Annotated in this window: 17 protein-coding genes and 3 pseudogenes; 13 read left to right on the forward strand and 7 right to left on the reverse strand. The window is 65.5% G+C overall.

Going from position 1 to position 19,317, the window contains the following annotated elements; genetic code table 11:
• Positions 1 to 89: 89 nt before the first annotated feature.
• Together AB7M16_RS22555 and AB7M16_RS22560 are read right to left on the reverse strand one after the other, a co-directional pair.
• Positions 90 to 1,715, reverse strand: coding sequence for a DHA2 family efflux MFS transporter permease subunit (locus tag AB7M16_RS22555; RefSeq protein ID WP_453945273.1), 1,626 nt, complete (start codon positions 1,713 to 1,715; stop codon positions 90 to 92).
• Positions 1,657 to 2,908 (reverse strand): annotated as a pseudogene (locus AB7M16_RS22560) (HlyD family secretion protein). Before AB7M16_RS22560 ends, AB7M16_RS22555 begins: the two are co-directional and overlap by 59 nt.
• A gap of 141 nt (positions 2,909 to 3,049) precedes the next feature.
• On the opposite strand from AB7M16_RS22560, the gene AB7M16_RS22565 reads away from it, so the two are divergent.
• From AB7M16_RS22565 to AB7M16_RS22585, 5 genes and pseudogenes are all read left to right on the forward strand, one after another.
• Entirely contained in the window at positions 3,050 to 3,658 is a 609-nt protein-coding gene (locus AB7M16_RS22565) for a TetR/AcrR family transcriptional regulator (RefSeq protein WP_260381881.1), read from the forward strand.
• Positions 3,659 to 3,703: 45 nt separating this feature from the next.
• The gene (locus tag AB7M16_RS22570; RefSeq protein ID WP_453945274.1) at positions 3,704 to 4,153 is read left to right on the forward strand and encodes a MarR family winged helix-turn-helix transcriptional regulator; all 450 of its coding nucleotides are present in this window, start codon (positions 3,704 to 3,706) and stop codon (positions 4,151 to 4,153) included.
• 14 nt (positions 4,154 to 4,167) lie between these two features.
• Positions 4,168 to 4,940: pseudogene (locus AB7M16_RS22575) on the forward strand (enoyl-CoA hydratase).
• Positions 4,941 to 5,062: 122 nt separating this feature from the next.
• Positions 5,063 to 7,144 carry a methyl-accepting chemotaxis protein gene (locus tag AB7M16_RS22580; protein ID WP_260381884.1) on the forward strand — a complete coding sequence of 694 codons (2,082 nt, stop codon included), beginning with the start codon at positions 5,063 to 5,065 and terminating at the stop codon, positions 7,142 to 7,144.
• A 127-nt stretch (positions 7,145 to 7,271) separates the two neighbouring features.
• Positions 7,272 to 8,210: a dihydrodipicolinate synthase family protein gene (locus tag AB7M16_RS22585; RefSeq protein ID WP_212259540.1), complete on the forward strand. Its 939-nt coding sequence runs from the start codon at positions 7,272 to 7,274 to the stop codon at positions 8,208 to 8,210.
• Positions 8,211 to 8,492: 282 nt separating this feature from the next.
• Here AB7M16_RS22585 and AB7M16_RS22590 read toward each other — a convergent pair whose 3' ends face one another.
• Positions 8,493 to 8,639, reverse strand: coding sequence for a hypothetical protein (locus AB7M16_RS22590; RefSeq protein ID WP_172785190.1), 147 nt, complete (start codon positions 8,637 to 8,639; stop codon positions 8,493 to 8,495).
• A gap of 48 nt (positions 8,640 to 8,687) precedes the next feature.
• Between AB7M16_RS22590 and AB7M16_RS22595 the strand changes: the two genes are divergently transcribed.
• Together AB7M16_RS22595 and AB7M16_RS22600 are read left to right on the forward strand one after the other, a co-directional pair.
• On the forward strand, positions 8,688 to 10,088 hold the full coding sequence (locus AB7M16_RS22595; protein WP_260381885.1) for a selenium-binding family protein: 1,401 nt from the start codon (positions 8,688 to 8,690) through the stop codon (positions 10,086 to 10,088).
• 83 nt (positions 10,089 to 10,171) lie between these two features.
• Complete coding sequence (locus tag AB7M16_RS22600) at positions 10,172 to 10,759, forward strand: hypothetical protein (RefSeq protein ID WP_453945275.1); 588 nt, start codon at positions 10,172 to 10,174, stop codon at positions 10,757 to 10,759.
• A 129-nt stretch (positions 10,760 to 10,888) separates the two neighbouring features.
• Here the strand turns inward: AB7M16_RS22600 and AB7M16_RS22605 are convergent, their stop codons facing one another.
• The 3 genes and pseudogenes from AB7M16_RS22605 to AB7M16_RS22615 form a co-directional block, all read right to left on the reverse strand.
• Positions 10,889 to 11,587, reverse strand: coding sequence for a DUF1045 domain-containing protein (locus AB7M16_RS22605; RefSeq protein WP_453945276.1), 699 nt, complete (start codon positions 11,585 to 11,587; stop codon positions 10,889 to 10,891).
• Between the two features lie 18 nt (positions 11,588 to 11,605).
• Positions 11,606 to 12,799, reverse strand: a pseudogene (locus AB7M16_RS22610) (alpha-D-ribose 1-methylphosphonate 5-triphosphate diphosphatase).
• Positions 12,796 to 13,467 (reverse strand): chloramphenicol acetyltransferase, encoded by a 672-nt coding sequence (locus AB7M16_RS22615; RefSeq protein WP_453945277.1) that lies wholly within the window; start codon positions 13,465 to 13,467, stop codon positions 12,796 to 12,798. Before AB7M16_RS22615 ends, AB7M16_RS22610 begins: the two are co-directional and overlap by 4 nt.
• Before the next feature lie 175 nt (positions 13,468 to 13,642).
• On the opposite strand from AB7M16_RS22615, the gene phnC reads away from it, so the two are divergent.
• The 4 genes from phnC (at position 13,643) to phnE (AB7M16_RS22635) (ending at position 17,257) form a co-directional block, all read left to right on the forward strand.
• Complete coding sequence (gene phnC, locus AB7M16_RS22620; RefSeq protein ID WP_172785184.1) at positions 13,643 to 14,452, forward strand: phosphonate ABC transporter ATP-binding protein; 810 nt, start codon at positions 13,643 to 13,645, stop codon at positions 14,450 to 14,452.
• Between the two features lie 66 nt (positions 14,453 to 14,518).
• The gene (phnD, locus tag AB7M16_RS22625) at positions 14,519 to 15,454 is read left to right on the forward strand and encodes a phosphonate ABC transporter substrate-binding protein (protein WP_453945278.1); all 936 of its coding nucleotides are present in this window, start codon (positions 14,519 to 14,521) and stop codon (positions 15,452 to 15,454) included.
• A gap of 73 nt (positions 15,455 to 15,527) precedes the next feature.
• Entirely contained in the window at positions 15,528 to 16,412 is an 885-nt protein-coding gene (phnE, locus tag AB7M16_RS22630) for a phosphonate ABC transporter, permease protein PhnE (protein WP_172785182.1), read from the forward strand.
• On the forward strand, positions 16,409 to 17,257 hold the full coding sequence (gene phnE, locus AB7M16_RS22635) for a phosphonate ABC transporter, permease protein PhnE (protein WP_212259533.1): 849 nt from the start codon (positions 16,409 to 16,411) through the stop codon (positions 17,255 to 17,257). Before phnE (AB7M16_RS22630) ends, phnE (AB7M16_RS22635) begins: the two co-directional genes overlap by 4 nt.
• A 122-nt stretch (positions 17,258 to 17,379) precedes the next feature.
• On the opposite strand, the gene phnF is transcribed toward phnE (AB7M16_RS22635), so the two are convergent.
• Positions 17,380 to 18,108, reverse strand: a complete 729-nt coding sequence (gene phnF / locus AB7M16_RS22640) for a phosphonate metabolism transcriptional regulator PhnF (RefSeq protein WP_172785180.1) — start codon at positions 18,106 to 18,108, stop codon at positions 17,380 to 17,382.
• A gap of 119 nt (positions 18,109 to 18,227) precedes the next feature.
• Here phnF and phnG point away from each other — a divergent pair, with 119 nt between their 5' ends.
• Both phnG and phnH read left to right on the forward strand, forming a co-directional pair.
• On the forward strand, positions 18,228 to 18,704 hold the full coding sequence (phnG, locus tag AB7M16_RS22645) for a phosphonate C-P lyase system protein PhnG (protein ID WP_453947244.1): 477 nt from the start codon (positions 18,228 to 18,230) through the stop codon (positions 18,702 to 18,704).
• A gap of 4 nt (positions 18,705 to 18,708) precedes the next feature.
• Positions 18,709 to 19,317, forward strand: a complete 609-nt coding sequence (phnH, locus tag AB7M16_RS22650) for a phosphonate C-P lyase system protein PhnH (protein ID WP_453945279.1) — start codon at positions 18,709 to 18,711, stop codon at positions 19,315 to 19,317.

Genomic DNA, 19,317 nt, shown 5'->3' on the forward strand with positions numbered 1-19,317 from the left:
CTATAATTGATATGAACAAATAGGGAACACAAAAGGACGCGGCCGTCAAGCGTGACGGCCGCGTCGATTTGGTCGCTCGTTTTCGAGCTCTAATGCGCGCCACCTCCGCCACCCGGCGCCTTCACCCTTCGCGTCAGCAGCACCGCGATCGCGGCGAGGACCAGCACCACGCCGATCACGGCAAAGGTGTCGGAATAGCCCATCACCAGCGCCTGGCGCTTCACGGTCTTGCCGAGCGCGATGATGGCCTGCTCGCGTGCGGCGTTGGGATCGGGGACGCCGTGGGCCATGAAATAGTCCGTCATCTGCGCGATGCGGGCGCGGACCTCCTCGCGGCCGAGCGTGACCGAATGGCCGATGATGTTGGAGTGGAACTGCTCGCGTTTGGTGACGATAGTGGCGAGCACCGCGGTGCCGATGGCGCCGCCGAGGTTGCGCATCATGTTCGAGATGCCGGAGGCGGCCGCCGCATCCTGCGGCGCGACGCTGCCGAGGCTGAGTGCCGACAGCGGCGCGAGCGTCAGCGCCTGGCCGACCGCACGCACGATGTTGGGCATCAGGAACTGATCGCCGGAATAATCGAGCGACATCTGGATGTTCATGAAGGAGCTCGCGGCGAACAGCAGCAGGCCAACGGTCGCGACATAGCGGCCGTCGAAACGCTGCATCAGCTTCGGCACCAGCGGAATCAGCAGAAGCTGCGGCAGTCCGGTCCAGGCCAGCACGTTGCCGATCTGCTCGGCATTGTAGCCCTGCACTTGGCCGAGATAGGCGGGCAGGAGATAGACCGAGCCGAACAGTGCGAAGCCGAGGAACACCGCCGCGATGGTGCCGATGCCGAAATTCCACTGCGTCAACAGGCGCAGGCGCAGCAGCGGCTTCTCCACCATCAGCTCGTTGGCGATGAACATCGACAGGCTGATCACGGCGATGACCGCGAGCCGCACGATGAAGGGAGAGCCGAACCAGTCGTCCTTGTTGCCTTCTTCCAGCACGGCTTGCAGCGAAGCGAGGCCGATCGCCATGGTCGCGATGCCGAACCAGTCGCCTTCGCGCAGCAAAGCGAGGTTCAGCGGTTGGCGCTCCAGCGTGAAGAACAGCGTGGTCACCATCACCGCCGTGGGCAGCACGTTGACGAAGAAAATGGTCTGCCAGCCGTAATTCTCGGTGAGATAGCCGCCGATGGTCGGCCCGATCGCCGGTGCGAAGGTCACGGCGAGCGAGAACATGGCAAGGCCGATCGGCTGCTGGCCCTTCGGCAGCTTGGTGAAGACCAGCGTGAACGCCATCGGGATCAGCACGCCGCCGAAGAAACCCTGCAGGCCGCGCATCGCGATCATCGACGGCAGATCATGGGTGAAGGCGCAAGCGACCGAGAAGGCCGCGAACAGGCTCGCGAAGCTCAGGATGATGTTGCGGAACGAGAATACCCGCGACAGATAGTCGGTCAGCGGGATGACGATGATCTCGCCGATCAGATAGGACGTCGAGATCCAGGATCCGTTGTCGGCGCCGGTACCGATGCCGCCCTCGATGTTGAGCAGCGAGGCGTTGGTGATCTGGATGTTCAGGATCGCCATGAAGGCGCCGATCATCGCCGCGAACACGGCGATCCAGATCGTGGCGCTGGCCCGATTGGGGTCGGCGGCGACGCGCTCAGGCGTCGCGGCCGGAATTGCTTGTGCTGGCGTCGATATTGAGAGGCTGTTTGACATGGCACGACCCTCCGGAAACAGGTTTTGCTTTGGGCGTCGCTGCCGCCTGAGCGGCCGGCGCTGAACGCGTTGCGATCTTCGGGATCACGGACATGCCGGGCCGCAGCGCGATCGGAGGCACCGTCCCGGCGTCCAGCGCGATCTTCACGGGAATGCGCTGCACGATCTTGGTGAAATTGCCGGTGGCGTTGTCGGGCGGCAGCAGCGCGAACTCCTGGCCGCTGGCCGGCGCGATGGAATCGACGTGACCATGCACGACTTGGCCCGGGAAGGTGTCGACCTCGATCTCGACGCTCTGACCGGCGCGGACATGCGTGAGCTGGGTCTCCTTGAAATTGGCGACGACATAGGTGCCCGTGGCCGGCACGATCGACATCAACTGCGTGCCCGCCTGCACATACTGGCCGACGCGCAAGGTGCGGTTGCCGACGACGCCGTCGATCGGCGAGACGATCGTGGTGTAGCCGAGATTGAGCTCGGCCTGGTGCTGGACCGCGGTTGCGCGGGCGGCGGCGGCCCTGGCCTGCACGATCTCGGCCTTTGAGAAGATCGACCTGCTTCTGTGCGGAGATGAGGTTGGCGTTGTCGCGCGCGATCGCGGCGTCCGCGCCGGCATCGCGCGCCTGCGCCTGCTGCGCATTCTGCACGCTGCCATAACCGGTCCTGGCGAGATCCGTGTAGCGCTTGTTCTCCTGCTGGGCGAAGGTCTTCGCGGCCGTGTCGACATCGATGGTCGCTTTCGCGGCTGCGATTACCGCCTCCTGAACCTCGAGCTGGGCCTGCTTGCTCGTCACCGTCGCGTTCGCGGCGGCGACGTCGGCCCTTGCCTGATCGAGCGCGACGCGGAAGTCGCGATCGTCGATCCGGGCCAGCACCTGGCCGGCCTTCACATGCTCGTTATCGCCGACCAGGACGCGGTCGAGATAGCCGCTGACCTTCGGCGCGATGGTGGTGTTGTCGGCCTTCACATAGGCGTCATCGGTGGAGACCAAGAAGCGTCCGACCGTCCAGTAATCGTAGCCGTACCAGCTCGCGCCGGCGAGCGCGGCGACGGCCACTCCCGCCAGCAACAGCTTGCGAAAGTTCAGCTTTCGGCGCGGGGTGGGGACCGGCGCGGCGGGCAGAATGCCTTCGGGCGGGCTGGTTGGCACCACGATGGTTTCGCTCTTCGATGGATTGGTATGTGCGGTCATGGCCGGCTCCCTAAATTAGGAAACTTGACGATTTCCAAAATAGGACTAGCTTGAGGACTGTCAATGGAATGACAGACATCATCTAAAAACATGGCTCAGGCAAAATCGTCATCAGAAGGCCGCCCGCGTGGGCGGCCACCAGTGCGCACCGACGACGAGACGAAGCGCATCGTCATCGAGGCGGCACGGCACGCCTTCGCAGTCGATGGCTACGCAGCAACCAGCACCGAAGAACTGGCGCGTGGCGCCGGCATCTCCACCAAGACTCTCTATCGGCTGTTTCCGGGCAAGGCAGCGCTGTTCGAAGCGATGTGCGCGGACCGGCTCGATCGGTTGCTCTCCGACGTCAATCTTCAGGCCGACAATCAGGCCGACGTCGAGACGAGTCTGGCTGCCGTGCTTGTCGCCTGTGCCGATCTCGCGCTCGATCCGGAGGTCGTGGCACTCCAGCGTATGGTACTGCAGCAATCGGCCACGTTCCCCGACCTTGCCGCGAATTTCTACAGGGATGGCATCTCCCGTACCGTGGCGGCGCTCGCGGGCTGGCTTCGCGATCAAGTCAGGAAGAAGCGCATCGCGCTCGATAACGTCGATGAAGCCGCCGGAATGATGATAGGCATGATGGTGTCGGCGCCGCAGCGCGCGGCGATCTACGCCAGCCTGGCACTGCCCTCGCGCAAGGAGATCGAGAGGCGGGCGCAGACATGCGCCGCAATTCTGCTCGACGGTTGTCGCGCCGCGTCGGCCTAGCGGCCCTGATTTGACAATCGGGATCCGTTGGGCTAGATATTTCGCATGCGAAATAATGCAGCCGCAGCGAAGCACCATCGGCTGATCTATTTGTTGAACGTCGCGCAACGCCGTTTGCAGCGCTGGATGGCCGCGCAGCCTTCGAGCGAGGTGACGCCGGCGCAGGCGGGGTTGTTGTTCATCCTCGGCCGGCAGGACGGCATTCTGATGGGCGAGGCGGGTGCGGCACTCGATCTCGGGCCGGCCGGGATTTCCGGCCTCGTCGATCGCAGCGCAGCGGCGCGGCTGGTCGAGCGGCGGGCCGACCGCGAGGATGGCCGCGCCTTTCGCATCTGGTTGACGCCGAAGGGGCGCACCGCGCTGGCGCAGGCGAAGACTGGCGCGGCCGAGATCAATGCGGCGCTGACGGAGGGATTCACGGCCGCGGAGATCGACATCGTCGCGCGCTGGCTGACGAGCATTCAGGACAAGTTTCCAAGAAGTTCAGACGACTAACACGGAGCAGACCAATGACCGAGCACGTCCGGATCGAGAATAACAACGGAATTCTCACCCTCACCCTGGCGCGTCCCGACAAGAAGAACGCGCTGACCGATGCGATGTACGGCAAGCTCGCCGACACGATCGAATCCGCCGAGCTCGACCCGTCCGCCCGCGTGATCCTGATCCGCGGCGAGGGCGACATGTTCACCGCCGGCAACGACGTCGGCGAGTTCGCGGCCGTCGCGGCCGGCAAGTCCGAAGGCAGCCGCAACGTGGTGCGCTTCATCCAGTCGCTGGCGCGCTGCACCCGGCCGCTGGTCGCGGCCGTGCAGGGCCGCGCCGTCGGCGTCGGCACCACGATGCTGCTGCATTGCGACCTCGTCGTGCTCGCCGACAACGCGCAATTGTCGACGCCCTTCGTCAGCCTCGCGCTGGTGCCGGAAGCCGCCTCCAGCCTGTTGATGCCGGCGCGCATCGGCTATGCCCGCGCCTACGAGATGTTCGCGCTCGGCGAAACCGTGGCGGCCAAGTCCGCGCTGGAGTGGGGCCTCGCCAACCGCGTGGTGCCGCTGGACAAGCTCGATGCCGAGGCGCTTGCGCTGGCGCAGCGTCTCGCTCCCGCCAGCCGGCCGGCGCCCTCATCGCCACCAAGCGGCTGATGCGCAACGGCGAGGCGCTGGTCGCGCAGATGCAGGCCGAAGGCGAGCAGTTCGCGCAGCGCCTGCGTACCGCCGAAGCACGCGAGGCGTTTACGGCGTTTGCGGAGCGCCGCCCGCCGGATTTCACGAAGGTGGCGTGAGCCGGCTGCCCCGGACAGGGGCCGGCAACTCCGGGGCGCTTATCATTTGATATAAACCTTAACGAAACTTTGGCATGTGGCCGTGCAAGGTGACCGCTCTCGGCGAGCGGGTCTTTGGGTCCATGTCCATTTTTAAGAAATCGGTAAGCACGCTTCTCCTGGTTCTGATGACGCTGCTGGCGGCCGGCGCGCTGACCAGCACGGCCATCCAGATGGTCGGGGCTTTCGGCCGCTATAGCGACAGTCTGGAGACCGAGCGGCTCGCGAATGCTGACAAGTCGATCTTCCACGGCGTGGTTGCCCTGCGCAGCAATCGCGGCGATGCCCAGAGCGCGCTGCTCGGCGAGGACGATCCGCGCGCCAAGCTCGGCGCCGCCGAGAAAGCCGAGCAGGCCGGTTTTGACGCCATCAGCGCTGCGCTCTCCACCGTCGAATTCGCGGCGCGCGACGAGCTCGCCAGCACGCTGAAGCAGCGCTGGAGTGAGGCCGCACCAAAATTCCAGTTGTTCTACGACGAGGCCAAGCTGCCGCGCGCCGAGCGCAAGCTGGAGCGCACCGCACCCTGGTACGATGCGGTCACCAAGGTGATCGAGACCGCCAATCTCGCCTCCACCGCGGTGTCGAACCGCGCCTGGATGAACGATCCTTACATCGCCCGCATGATCCAGGCCCGCCGCCTCGCCTGGCAGGTGCGCGACCGCTACGGCATCCAGTGCTCGACCCTGCGGCCGAACGTCAACGCCAGCAAGCCGCTCGACGACACCCAGAAGCAGACCGTGGCCGGATGGAACGGCGTCGTCACCGCCGGGTGGACCGGCATGGAGGAGCTCCTGGCTGCGCCTGACGTGCCGGCCGAACTCGTCAACACGGCCAAGGATGCGAGGGCCAAGACTGACGGCGCCCTCAAGCAGATCGGCGAGCTCACCAAGGGCTTCGACGGCAGCGGCCGGCCCGCGATGCCCGCCTCGGAATGGAACGCATTGTGCCAGTCCCCCTTCGCGTCCATCGTCGCGGTCGCGAGCAAGGCGCTCGACCTGTCGATCGCGCGCGCTGAGGCGGTCCAGGCCAAAGCGTTGACCAATCTCATCGTGCAATCCTTCGCGTTCCTGCTCGCGCTGGCCGTGACCCTCGCCGGCGTGTTCGTGGTGCGCAATCGCCTGATGCGGCCGGTGCGCGCCATCCTCGACGCCATCGCCCGCATCAGCGCCCGCGACTATGCGACGCCGGTGCCGCAATCGCGGCATCCCGACGAGTTCGGCACCATGGCGGCTGCGCTCGAAAGCCTGCGCGAGAGCGCGGCGACCGCGGAGCGGCTCGGCCGCGAACGCGAATCGCAGCAGGCGCTTCAGCTCGCCCGCTCCGGCACCGTCGATGCCGCCTGCCGCAGCTTCGACGATACGGTGCAGGCCGTTATCCAGAGCGTTGCGGCCTCGACGCGCGAGCTCGACGCCACCGCAAGCGGCGTGCGCTCGCTGGTCTCGGAATCGAGCAACCAGACCGCGGCGGTCTCCTCCGCCGCCGAGCAGGCCACCAACAATCTCGAGACCATTGCCGCCGCGACCGAGGAGCTCTCCGCTTCCGTGGGAGAGATCTCCGCGCAGGTGCAGTCGAGCGCGCGCGAGGCCCGCGAGGCCGTGGCCCAGGCCGAGCAGACCAATGCGACGGTCGAGATCCTCGATCAGACGGCCAGCCGCATCGGCGAGGTCGTGAAGATGATCAACGCGATCGCCGCCCAGACCAATCTGCTGGCATTGAACGCCACCATCGAAGCCGCGCGCGCGGGCGAGGCCGGCCGCGGCTTCGCCGTGGTCGCGGGCGAGGTCAAGAGCCTCGCGACGCAAACCGCGACCGCGACGGAAGAGATCTCGCGCCAGGTCGAGGAGATCCAGGGCGCGACCGGCCAGGCGGTCGCCGCGATCCGGTCGATCGGCGGGGCCATCGGCGGCATCGACGAGAAGATGACGGCGATTGCCGCCGCGGTCGAAGAGCAGCGCGCGGCGACGACGGAAATCTCGCGCAACTTCCAGCAGGCGGCCCAGGGCACCCGCGAGGTCACCGACACGATCGGCAGCGTCGCCAGGCTCAACCAGGAGACCGGCAATGCCGGGACCGTGCTGTCTGAGTCCGTCAAGAAGATGTCGGCGGATGCCGATCGTCTTCGCGTCGCCGTCGAGGGCTTCCTGGGCGCCGTGAAGAGCGCCTGATTTTCGTCCTCTTTCCATCGGACGTCGCGCGGGCATTGCCGCAGCCCGGCACTGCGGGTACATCTGTGCCGCCTCGCTCCCGCGAGCGCAGCGACAGACGCAAGACACATCAGGGATGGAGAGTTCGATGCCGGTCACCCCACACAAGGCCCAACGCCCTTATCGCGGCGTGTTCCCGGTCGCGCCCACCATCTTCGACGAGCGCGGCGAGCTCGACCTCGAGGGCCAGCGCCGTTGCATCGATTTCATGATCGATGCCGGCTCGCACGGCATTTGCATCCTCGCCAATTTCTCCGAGCAGTTCGTGCTTACCGATGCCGAGCGCGAGACGGTGATGCACACGGTGCTGGAGCATGTGGCCGGCCGGGTTCCCGTGATCGTCACCACCACGCATTTCAGCTCGGCCGTGTGCGCGGCGCGCAGCAAACAGGCCGAGGCGGCCGGCGCCGCCATGGTGATGGTGATGCCGCCCTATCACGGCGCGACCTTCCGCGTCCCCGAGAAAGGCATCGTCGAATTCTTCAAGGTGCTCTCCGGGGCGATCAATATCCCGATCATGATCCAGGACGCGCCGGTGGCCGGCACGCCGCTGTCGGTCGAGTTGCTGGCGCGGCTGTCGCGCGAGTTTGCCAACATCCGCTATTTCAAGATCGAGGTGCCGGGCGCGGCCTCGAAACTCCGCAGCCTGATCGAGGCGGGCGGCAAGGACATCGAAGGTCCCTGGGACGGCGAGGAGGCAATCACGCTGCTCGCCGATCTCGACGCCGGCGCCACCGGCGCCATGACCGGCGGCGGTTATCCCGACGGCATCCGCCAGATCATCGATCCCTATTTCGCCGGCGATCGCGAGAAGGCGAAGGCCGCTTACGAGCGCTGGCTGCCGCTGATCAACTACGAGAACCGCCAATGCGGCCTGATCGCCTGCAAGGTGATGATGCAGGCCGGCGGCGTGATCAAGTCGGAGGCGGTGCGCCATCCGCTGCAGCCGCTGCATCCGGCAACGCGGGCGGGGCTGCTGGAACTGGCCAAGGAGCGCGACGCACTGGCGCTCAGGTGGGGGAAGTAGAGCCACATACCCCGCGGCCGTAGGACGGCCAGTCTACATCCGAAGGCCGCCACGAACCCCACAAGGGTACAGGGTGGGCAAAGCGAAGCGTGCCCACCACCTGTTGCCATCGCGAAAGTTGGTGGGCACGGCGCAAGCGCGCCTTTGCCCACCCTACGAAGGCTGCGCTGGGGGAAATAGGTCTCTCCCCGTCATTGCGAGGAGCGAAGCGACGAAGCAATCCAGACTGTTTCCGCGGAGACAGTCTGGATTGCTTCGCTTCGCTCGCAATGACGGGGGCGCTCATTTCGCCTGAAGGCGTCGAATTAACGCAATTCCGCCAGTTTCCGCCGGCCCGGCGATGGCATATTGTACGCCCGCCAACCGGCCCTGCGGAGAATCCCAGGCATCGCGCAACAAGACATCGCGCAACAGCTCTTCTTTTGCCACGATCCCGAGCCAGGTTGGTGCAAACCGACAGAACAGGGAGGCAGTGCCATGACGATGAGGCCGGATCCCACCTTTCACGCATCGCCCAAGCTTGCGATGGAAGCGCCTGCGGAGAACTTCGCTTACACCTTGCTGCTCAGTCCGGATTTCTCAAAGCCGGACGCTCTCGCGGTCATCGACGTCAAGCCGGGATCGCCGACCTACAGCCAGATCGTCCACACCGTCACAATGCCCAACAAGGGCGATGAGTTTCATCACTTCGGCTGGAATGCCTGCTCCTCCGCTCTGTCGCCGCTCGCCGGACACGCCTTCATCGAGCGGCGCTATCTCATCATCCCCGGGCTGCGCTCGTCGCGGATCTACGTCATCGACACCAAGCCCGATCCGACCCAAGCCAAGATCCACAAGATCATCGAGCCAGAGGAGGTCTTCAAGAAAACCGGCTACTCGCGGCCGCACACGATCCATTGCGGGCCGGACGGCATTTACGTGAGCACGCTGGGCGGCGGCGGCAAGGACGGCACCAACGGACCTCCGGGCGTCTTCATCATGGATTGCGAGACGTTCGAAGTTCTTGGACGATGGGAGATCGACCGTGGCCCGCAGACGCTGCATTATGATTTCTGGTGGAATCTGCCGCGCGACTACATGGTGACGAGCGAATGGGCGTTGCCGCCGCAGTTCGAGAACGGGATCGTCCCGGAAGATCTGCTTGCGAACAAATATGGCCATCGTCTCCACTTCTGGGACCTTCGCGCCCGTCGCAACGTCCAGACCATCGACCTCGGCGCCAATCATCAGATGGCGCTGGAGGTGCGGCCGGCGCACGATCCGGTTCGCGAGTACGGGTTCGTCGGTGTGGTGGTCGACACCACCAACCTCGAAGCATCGATCTGGACCTGGTGGCGCGAGGATGGAAAATTCCATGCCGAGAAGACGGCGACGATTCCTCCTGAACCCGCGCCCAAGGAGCAGCTGCCGCCGCTGCTGCAGGGATTTGGCGCCGTGCCGCCGCTGGTGACGGACATCGACCTGTCGATGGATGACCGGTTTCTCTATGTCTCGTGCTGGGGGACGGGTGAGATGCGCCAGTACGACGTCAGCGATCCCAGAAAGCCGAAGCTTGCGGGCTCAGTCCACATCGGCGGTATCGCGCGGCGCACGCCCCATCCGAACGGCAAGGCCTTTGCGGCAGGTCCGCAGATGGTCGAGATCAGCCGCGACGGCCGGCGCGTGTACTGGACCAATTCGCTCTATTCCACCTGGGATGACCAGTTCTATCCCGACGGGGTTCCGGGCGTGGAAGTCATGGCGAATGTCGGTCGCAACGGTGGCCTCGAGCTCGACAAGAACTATTTCGTGAGTTTCCCCGACGGATATCGTGCGCACCAGATCAGGCTCGAGGGCGGCGACTGTTCGACGGACTCCTTTTGCTACCCGTCGGTCTAGATGGGACGCATGCGAGCCCGGCCCTTGGCTGGCTGTGGCTCGCGCTTGTTGCGAGCGGCCTCTACCACGGGGTCAATCCGGGAATGGGATGGCCGCTCGCCGTTTCGGCCGGGCTCATGGACAAGAGCCCGCGCGCGCTCTTCCGTGCATTGTGGGCTCTGGCGGCCGGGCATCTGCTGGCAACACTTCTCGTGTTGCTGCCGTTCGCCTTCCTGCTCGTGCTGGCCGCGTGGCAGCGCCCGATCCAGATCGTCGCGAGCCTTCTCGTCATCGGCTTTGGCGTCTATCGGCTGATCGACCGGCGTCATCCGCGCACGCTGGCACGAATTCCGCCGACGCAATTGGCGCTCTGGTCATTTGCCGTCGCCATCGCTCACGGCGCCGCCCTGATGCTCGTGCCGATCTATCTCGGGCTCTGCAAGGCCTTCGAGCTCGATGCCGGCCATGAGGCGGCGGGCGCGCTGATGAAGGCAAATCTCGGGATGGCGGTGCTGGTGTCCCTGGTGCACGTTGCCGCCATGGTCGGCGCCGGCGGATGTCTGGCGTGGCTGGTCTACCGCCATCTGGGATTGAGGTTCGTCTCGCGAAGCTGGTTCAACCTGGATGCAGTCTGGGCGACCAGCCTCGTTGTGGTTGGCGCGGTGGCGCTCGCTTTCAATCTTGCGAGCTAGCGCTAATTTGGTTGAGTATGTCTTTCAAACGTCATTGCGAGCGAAGCGAAGCAATCCAGATTTTCCCTCTGGAAACAGTCCGGATTGCTTCGTCGCTTCGCTCCTCGCAATGACGGAGGACGTGGTGAACTATCTTGCCAGAGCCCACTCGCCGGTGATGCGAAATCTTGCCTTGGCATCATCCTGCTTGAACAGCGCGATGCGGTCGACCGCTAGCGCGTCGAGCTTCAGCGCCGCAAAACGCTCCCGCAGCATCGCCAGGATCGGCCCGCGCCGTTCCGCATCCAGGCGCCCCGTCAGCGTCATGTGGAAGCGGAATTCTTCCATCACGTAGGGATAGCCCCAGCGGTCGAGATAGTCCCGCTGCCGCTCGCTGAGCTTCTCCGGCTTGCGCCGGGCGCGATCTTCCGCCGTCAGCGCGGCGCGAAATGGGTCGAACTCGCGAACGCAATCGGCGGCAAGTTGCTGCAGAGCTTCGACCGGCGCGGCCGGAATAACAGCAATGAAGCCGCTGATGGAATCCACAATTGGCGAGATCACGGGATGCGGCCGCGCCTCGGCGGCGAAGGCCGCGCAGGCAGCCTTCAGATCGACCTCGGTCTTGCCCGATACCAGGGCCATCGGCGCCTTCAGCGTGGCGTGAAAGCCGTATTTGCGGGGATCGGCGCTGACCTCGCGCCAGTCCGGCGCGACATGCAGCGCTTGTCGCGGAAACGGCAGCTCGTCTCCGGTATAGGCGTCATAGCCGAGCAGCTCGGCGCCGAAGCGGGAGAGGGCGCTGTCGCTGCCGGTGGCAAAATAGATCGCGTAGCGGGGGAAACCTGTCATTACCTCAGCATAACCAATTCATGCCGCAACGATAGCCTCGCGCGGCGTTGCTGCCGTGGTGAGCAGCCGCGTCGCGTCGGTGAGATGCACGAGCTTGCCGCCTGAGATCACCGCGATCAGCCGCGGCCGCAGCTCCAGGCTGTCGTCGACGAGGAGAATGTCAGCGCGGCGTCCCTCCGCGAGCAGGCCGCGATCGGTGAGGCCGGTTGCGCGCGCCGGGCCGGCGGAGACCAGATCCCAGGCCTGAGCCAGCGGCACCACGCCATCGGCGGCCAGGCGGAACGCGGCGAGCAGCTGCGCCGGATAGTAATAGTCCGACGCCAGCACCGAGCAGAGCCCTTTGGCGATCATGTCGGAGGCCCTGGTCCAGCCGGTGTGGCTGCCGCCCCGCACGACGTTCGGCGCGCCATAGACGATGGCATCGCCGTGGCTGGCCGCAGCGCGCGCCGTTTCCTCGTTGATCGGAAATTCCGCGATCAAGGCGCCGAGCTCGCGAAAGTCCCGGCGCATCGTTGGGCTCGCGTCGTCATGCGAGAGCATCCGCACCTCGGCTGCGCGGGCAAAAGCGGCCAGCCGTGATACCGAAGCCGGCACCTCGGCGGCGCGCGAGACCACGCGCTCGACCAGCTTGTCAAAATCCTCGCTCGACAGCCCGGTGCGCTCCACCATGCGGTTGCGCTTGCGCGGCTTGGCCATGTCGGCGACCGTGCCGTCCATGTGATCATTGAAAGCGAACAGGTCGACGCGGCCCTCGCTGAGTCATTGTGCAATCTCGGCCTCGGCATCGAGATTGTAGGTCTCGTGCCGCAGGTGGAAGCGGGTGTCGGCGGCGAATTGCGGGCGCTGCCGCTCGATCGCCTCCATCAGGCCGCGCGCATTGTCGGCGCTGCGCAGGCCCGGCTCCCAGGAGCAGGTCGTGGCGTGAAACACGGTGGTGATGCCATTGCTGATCGCCTGGCGGTCGCTGTCGGCGAGCGCAACGTCGATCGGAAAGTCGACGCCGGCGCGCGGCATCATCTGCCGCTCGAAGGCATCGCCATGCAGATCGACGATGCCGGGCAGAACCAGCAAGTCACGCGCGTCGAGCGCCAGCCGCGCCCGGCCGCGAGAGGCATCGATCGCTGCAATGTCCGTTCCGGAGACGAGAAGAGAGGTTTCGGCGAGCTCGGCGCCGATCAAGGCCCGGCCGCCTTCGATGAATATGTCTGTCACGCGACCGCGCTTCGTTTGCTGGCAGGGGAATTGGCGAGTGAGCTTGCCCGTGCTTCGTATGTCGAGAGGAAATCTTCAATCCCGAGCTTGCGGAAATGGGGCAGCGCCTCGCGCAATTTGTCGTGATCCCAGTCCCACCAGGCAAGCTTTGCAAGGCGTCCGGCGATCTCCTCCGAGAACCGCCGCCGTACGATACGGGCTGGGTTGCCGGCGACGATGGTGTAGGCCGGCACGTCCTTGGTGACGATCGCGCCGGCGGCGATCACCGCGCCGGTGCCGATGTTGCGGCCCGGCAGCACGATCGCGCCATGGCCGATCCAGACGTCATGGCCGATATGAACGTGATGCTGGCGCCGCCAGTCGAAGAACTCGGAATCGTCGCTCGCACCCTCGAAATAGGCGCTGGAGCGGTAGGTGAAGTGAGCCTGCGTGGCGCGATGCATCGGATGGTTGCCGGGATTGATCCGGGTCATCGCCGCGATCGAACAGAATTTTCCGATGGTGGTGTAGGTGATCTGCGCGTCGTTCACGACATAGGAGTAATCGCCCATCGCCACTTCATGCAGGATGGTGCGGGCGCCGACCTCGGTATAGGCGCCGAGCCTGGTCTCGTGCAGCTTGGCCGAGGGATCGACGGTCGGCTGAACCGAAAGAGCTTTGGCGGCCATGTTGCATCCGAAGTGCGAGGGCGGGGCGTTTTTCTTCGAGCGGCTGGATGACGATGTCATGACAACGAGATGACAGGGGATGACGTGCGTAGGATCGCCGCATCGCAGCGCGTGTGTCACACAAGTGTTAAGCACGGGCGTTAGCGGTTGGCTCCAGCTACTCTGGAGCCCCTGTATGCTGGTGGTTGAAGGCCTGACGTGTCGCTTCGGCGCGAAAGCCGCGGTGGACGACGCTTCGTTTCAAGTTTCCCCCGGTGGCTTCGTCGGTGTGATCGGGCGATCCGGAGCCGGCAAGTCGACGTTGCTGCGGACCATCAATCGCCTTGTGACGCCGACCGGGGGACGCATCCTGTTCGACGGCGTCGACGTCACCTTGCTGCGCGGCAAGGAGCTGCGGCAGTGGCGCGCCCGCTCGGCGATGATCTTCCAGCAGTTCAATCTGGTCGGTCGGCTCGACGTGCTCACCAATGTCCTGATGGGTCGTCTCGCCACGATGCCAGCCTGGCGCTCGCTGTCGCAGGCCTGGCCCGAGCAGGACAAGGCGCTGGCGATGTCGGCGCTCGAGCAGTTCGACATCGCTTCGCTCGCTGCCCAGCGGGCCGACCAGCTCTCCGGCGGCCAGCAGCAGCGCGTCGCGATCGCCCGCGCGCTGGTGCAGCAGCCCGACATCATCCTCGCCGACGAGCCGATCGCCTCGCTCGATCCGCGCAACACCAAGATCGTGATGGATGCGCTTTTGCGTATCAACAAGCATTTCGGCATCACGGTGCTCTGCAACCTGCATTCGCTCGATCTCGCCCGCACCTATTGCGACCGCCTGATCGGAATGGCCGCCGGTCGCGTGGTGTTCGACGGCGCGCCGGCCGCGCTGACCGATCACGTCGCGCGCGAGCTCTACGATCTCGAAGCTGCCGACGTCGTGGGTGGCCTGCCTGTCCCGGCGCCCGAGGGCGTGCCGGCGCTCGGAACCGCCGCGGCCGCCTAAAGCCGCATCGCACCTGTTCAATTGCCAGTTTGCGTCAACCGACCCCCAACCGATGAAGAGGGTATCATGATCACTCGCAGATTAATCCTGGCTGGCGCCGCTGCGCTCGCTTTCACCGCCTCCGCCTCGGCCGACGACTGGAAGGCCAAATACCCCGAGCTGACCTTTGCGGTCGTTCCGGCCGAGAACGCGTCGGGCGTCACCGAGCGCTGGGCACCGTTCATGACTTATCTATCGAAAGAACTCGGCGTAAAGGTCACGCTGCGCATCGCCAACGACTATGCCGCGGTGATCGAAGGCCAGCGCGCCGGCAATATCCACATCGCCAGCTACGGCTCGGCCGCGTTCGCGCGTGCCCGCCTGACCGGCGTCAAGGCCGAGGCCTTCGCCAACGACATCAACGCCGACGGCTCGACCGGCTACTATTCCGTGTTCTTCGTCAAGGCAAGCAGCGCCTACAAGAAGATCGACGACCTGAAGGGCAAGAACCTCGGCCTCGTCGACCCGAACTCGACCTCCGGCAACAACGTGCCGCGCTTCGAGCTCGACAAGATGGGCATCCACGATGCCGACGCCTATTTCGGCAAGGTCGTCTTCACCGGCAGCCACGAGAACGCGATGCTGGCGCTGGCGCAGGGCACGGTCGAAGTCGCTGCCAACCAGTGGACCAGCGACGACGATTCCACGCTGGCGCAGATGCTGACCAAGGGGATGCTGAAGAACGCCGACGGCTCGGCGATGAAGAAGGACGATTTCCGCATCATCCACAAATCGGCGCCGATCATCAACGGCCCCTATGCCTACAATTCCGACCTGCCGGAAGACGCCAAGACCGCCATTGCCAAGGCGTTCTTCGACGCGCCGGCCAAGGACAAGGCCGCGTTCGACCGTCTCTCCGACGGCCAGAAGAAGGGCTTTCATCCCGCCACCACCAAGGACTGGGATGGCACGATCGAGCTGATCAAGTTCGTCGACGCACTGCGTAAGAAGAAGGCGTCCTGAGTCTTCGGGACGATGCACCTGAGCCGGGTCCCAAAGACCCGGCTCTTTCTTTGACGGGACCTGTTTCGACCCCATGACGACAGCGGTTTCGATCCTCCCCGAGCAGCAGCTCGCCGCGCTCAACGCTGCCTATCGCCAGGCGGTTTCACGCAGGCGGCTTCGTCTCCTGTTGGGAGCGGGCGTGTTTGCCGCCGCGCTGGCTCTCGCCGCGATCGGCGCCGAAGTGAATTTGCGCACGCTGTTCACCTATTTCGGCAACTTCGTCAGCTATTTCGACCGCATCCTCACGCTCGACAGCGGCCAGCGGGTCTGGACCGATGTCGGCGAGTGGTTCTGGGGCTGGCGCAAATGGCTGAAGATGCTGGGTGAGACGCTGCTGATCTCCTATGTCGGCACGCTGATCGGCGCGACCTTCGCCTTCGCCCTCAATTTCTTCGCGGCCGAGAACACCTCGCCCGCGCCCTGGCTGCGCTTTACCGTGCGGCGCCTGCTCGAATTCGCCCGCACCGTTCCCGGCATCGTCTTCGCGCTGGTCTTCGTCATCGCCTTCGGGCTCGGGCCGATGGCGGGCGTGCTGGCGATTGCGATCCACTCCACCGGCGCGCTCGGAAAACTGTTCTCGGAGATCGTCGAGAATGCCGACATGAAGCCGGTCGAGGGCATCCGCTCGACCGGGGCGAGTTGGCTCTCCTGCATGCGCTTCGCCATCGTGCCGCAGGTCACCGCCGGCTACGCCAGCTACGCGCTACTGCGCTTCGAGATCAATGTCCGCGAAGCCTCCGTCATGGGCTTCGTCGGCGCCGGCGGCATCGGCCAGGAGCTCGTCGTCGCGATCCGCAAGTTCTACTATTCGGACGTCAGCGCCATCCTGCTCACCATCATCGTCACGGTCTTCATCATCGACATCACCACCGGCTGGCTGCGCGGCCGCCTGTTCGGCAAGGAGGCGCGGACGTGACGAGGCCGCAGGAGGTCGATACGCGCGAGATGCGTGCACGCTACCCCGATGTGTTCGATCGGCCGGCCTCGGCGCGGCTCGCGACGCCCGCGATGATCGTCGCGGCGTTCGCGATTCTCATCTACGGCCTCGTCGATCTCGATTTCTCGCCGTCGCGCTTCTTCGCCGGCCTCAGCCAGCTCGGCTGGATTAGCCTGATGATGATCCCGCCCGATCCCGGCTCCTCCCTGCCGGTCTATCTGAAGGCGCTCGGGGAGACGCTCTCGATCGCGCTGCTCGGCACCACGCTGGCAGCGGTGTTCGCGCTGCCGGTGAGCTTGCTGGCCGCGCGCAACATCGTGCCGTCGAACATCCTGCGCTTCCCGGTCCGTCGTTTCCTGGATTCGATCCGCGGCGTCGACACCCTGATCTGGGCGCTGGTGTGGATCAACGTCGTCGGCCTCGGCCCGTTCGCCGGCGTGCTCGCCATCGCGGTGTCGGATTTCGGCGCCTTCGGCAAGCTGTTCTCGGAGGCGATCGAGGGCGCCGACCAGAAGCAGGTCGAAGGCATCCGCGCCTCCGGCGGCAGCGCGCTGCACGAGATCCGCTTCGGCCTGCTGCCGCAGGTGCTGCCCGTGATTGCCGGACAGGTGCTCTATTTCATCGAATCCAACACGCGCTCGGCGACCATCATCGGCATCGTCGGCGCCGGCGGCATCGGCCTCCAGCTCGCCGAGCAGATCCGCGTGCTGGAATGGCAGAAAGTGTCGTTCCTGATCCTGATGATCCTGGTCGCGGTCGCCGCGATCGATTTCATCTCGGGCAAGCTGCGCTTTGCGATCATTGGGCGAAGGGCTGTGGCCTGAGCAAAGGTGCCGTAGGGTGGGCAAAGCGAAGCGTGCCCACCACCTCTGACGATCGAGAAAGATCGTGGGCACGGCGCAAGGGCGCCTTTGCCCACCCTACAGGTCCGGTGTCGTGGAGAGAGCTACGACTCCACCAAAAACTCCACCCGCTCTGCCGCAAACCGCGAGTGCTTGGTCACCAGCGGCCTACCCGTGAGATCGTGGTCGGTGGCGTCCACCACCAGGATCGGCCGCCCCAGCGCTAGATCGAGACGTGCCGCATCGGTCGCGTCCACGATGCCCGCGGTGATTCGGGTTGCGCCGCGGCGATAGTCGCGGACGCCGAAATGCTCCAGCAGCTTCGTCATCGAGCGCGTCGCCGCGAACACGGCGCCGGCACCCGGGAACAGGTCCGCCGACAGCCACGTCGTGGAAACGCAAATCGGCGTACGGTCGGCAAGGCGGATCGCCTCGATCCGCACCAGGGGCGCGCCGGTCTTTAGTCCCAGCTCCCGCGCGAGCTCGCGCGTCGCGACGTCATCGGTCGCCTCGATCAGCCGGCCATGCGGCTCGCGGCCATCCGCGCCGACGATCTCGGAGAAGCGCGTGCGCGAGCGCAAGGGATAAGCGAGCTTCTGTGCCTCGACATAGGTTCCGCTGCCGCGCTCCGCGCGCACCAGGCCGCGCTCGGCAAGTGCCGCGAGCGCGCGCCGTACGGTGTGGCGGTTGACGCGATAGGTTTCGGCGATCTCCATCTCGCCCGGCAATTTGTCGCCGGCCGCAAAGCGGCCGTCGGCGATGCCGCGCTCGATGCCGTCGGCAACGAGGCGCCATAGCGCGACGCCCGACGAGGCTGTGTCCTGCATGCTCATGTCGCGGGAAACCTACTCCAGAAATCACAGCATTGTCACGAAACAGTCATGGCGCGTCCTTATGAAGTTGTCTATTATCATAGACAACTTCGATGCGGCAAGTTCTGTCAAAAGGTTCGGTGGACCAGGTGACCCAGCACAACAACCAGCAAGCCCAGCGCAAGGCCGCAATGGCGGTGCTGGCGCACGCGGAGGCGGGCGAGATCGCCGCTCGCCTCCGCAACTTGGCCTCGGACCTGCCTTTGCCGGACCATCAGGACCTGCGCACGCCGGAGAACGGCCTCGTCATGCTGCGCGGGCGGGTCGGCGGCGACGGCGCGCCGTTCAATCTCGGCGAAGCCACGGTGTCGCGCGCCGCGGTGCGGCTTGCGAGCGGCGAGGTCGGGTTCGGCTACACGCTCGGCCGCGACGGTGAGAAGGCGCGGCTGATCGCGCTCTGCGATGCGCTGGTGCAGTCCCGCGATTTCGGCGGAGCGGTGGAGCGCGACGTTATCGCGCCGTTGCGCGAGCAGCTTATGGTCAGGCGCAAGCAGGCGGCGCAAGCGACCGCCGCGACGAAGGTTGATTTCTACACCATGGTGCGCGGTGAGGGGTGAGATCATGACCACGATTGCGGAACTGCCGCCGGGGTTCGCCGACAAGGTGCTGTCGGCGCAATCGACCTTTCGCTCGGTCATGGATGCCATGGCGCGGCCGGGCTCGGTTCAGCGCATCGTGCCGATGGCGGGGGCGCCTGATACGATGATGCGCGGCACCGCCGCGATCGCGCTGACGCTGTTCGATCACGACACGCCGCTCTGGCTCGATGCGCGGATGGCGGAGAGCGCGGACGTGACGAAGTGGGTCAAGTTCCACACCGGCGCGCCGGTCGTGCAGGATTCATCCATCGCCTCGTTCGCGCTCATCGGCGACGGCGGTGCGCTGCCTTCGCTCGAGCGCTTCGCGCTCGGCACGAGCGAGTATCCGGACCGGTCGACGACCGTGATCATCCAGGTCGACAGCCTCGCCTCCGGCCGGAGCTTCGAGCTGCGTGGCCCCGGCATCGATGGGACCGCCACGCTGCGGGCGTCGATCAAGCCTTTCGACCTGTTCGAGCGCCTGCACATCAACGAAGCGCTGTTTCCGCGCGGTATCGATGTGGTGCTGGTCGCCGATGACGCCGTGGTCGCGATCCCCCGCACCACGCGCGTCGTAAGCAAGGGAAGCTGA

It is taken from the genome of Bradyrhizobium sp. USDA 372 (assembly GCF_053629095.1).

Bases quoted from the DNA above. Each gene is read 5' to 3' on its own strand.
- AB7M16_RS22605 (WP_453945276.1), bottom strand. From the start codon at position 11,587: ATGACAGGTTTCCCCCGCTACGCGATCTATTTTGCCACCGGCAGCGAC.
- AB7M16_RS22570 (WP_453945274.1), top strand. From the start codon at position 3,704: ATGCGAAATAATGCAGCCGCAGCGAAGCACCATCGGCTGATCTATTTG.
- phnE (WP_172785182.1), top strand. From the start codon at position 15,528: ATGACGACAGCGGTTTCGATCCTCCCCGAGCAGCAGCTCGCCGCGCTC.
- AB7M16_RS22585 (WP_212259540.1), top strand. From the start codon at position 7,272: ATGCCGGTCACCCCACACAAGGCCCAACGCCCTTATCGCGGCGTGTTC.
- phnH (WP_453945279.1), top strand. From the start codon at position 18,709: ATGACCACGATTGCGGAACTGCCGCCGGGGTTCGCCGACAAGGTGCTG.
- AB7M16_RS22595 (WP_260381885.1), top strand. From the start codon at position 8,688: ATGACGATGAGGCCGGATCCCACCTTTCACGCATCGCCCAAGCTTGCG.
- phnC (WP_172785184.1), top strand. From the start codon at position 13,643: ATGCTGGTGGTTGAAGGCCTGACGTGTCGCTTCGGCGCGAAAGCCGCG.
- AB7M16_RS22555 (WP_453945273.1), bottom strand. From the start codon at position 1,715: ATGTCAAACAGCCTCTCAATATCGACGCCAGCACAAGCAATTCCGGCC.
- phnD (WP_453945278.1), top strand. From the start codon at position 14,519: ATGATCACTCGCAGATTAATCCTGGCTGGCGCCGCTGCGCTCGCTTTC.
- AB7M16_RS22615 (WP_453945277.1), bottom strand. From the start codon at position 13,467: ATGGCCGCCAAAGCTCTTTCGGTTCAGCCGACCGTCGATCCCTCGGCC.
- AB7M16_RS22600 (WP_453945275.1), top strand. From the start codon at position 10,172: ATGGGATGGCCGCTCGCCGTTTCGGCCGGGCTCATGGACAAGAGCCCG.
- AB7M16_RS22580 (WP_260381884.1), top strand. From the start codon at position 5,063: ATGTCCATTTTTAAGAAATCGGTAAGCACGCTTCTCCTGGTTCTGATG.
- phnF (WP_172785180.1), bottom strand. From the start codon at position 18,108: ATGAGCATGCAGGACACAGCCTCGTCGGGCGTCGCGCTATGGCGCCTC.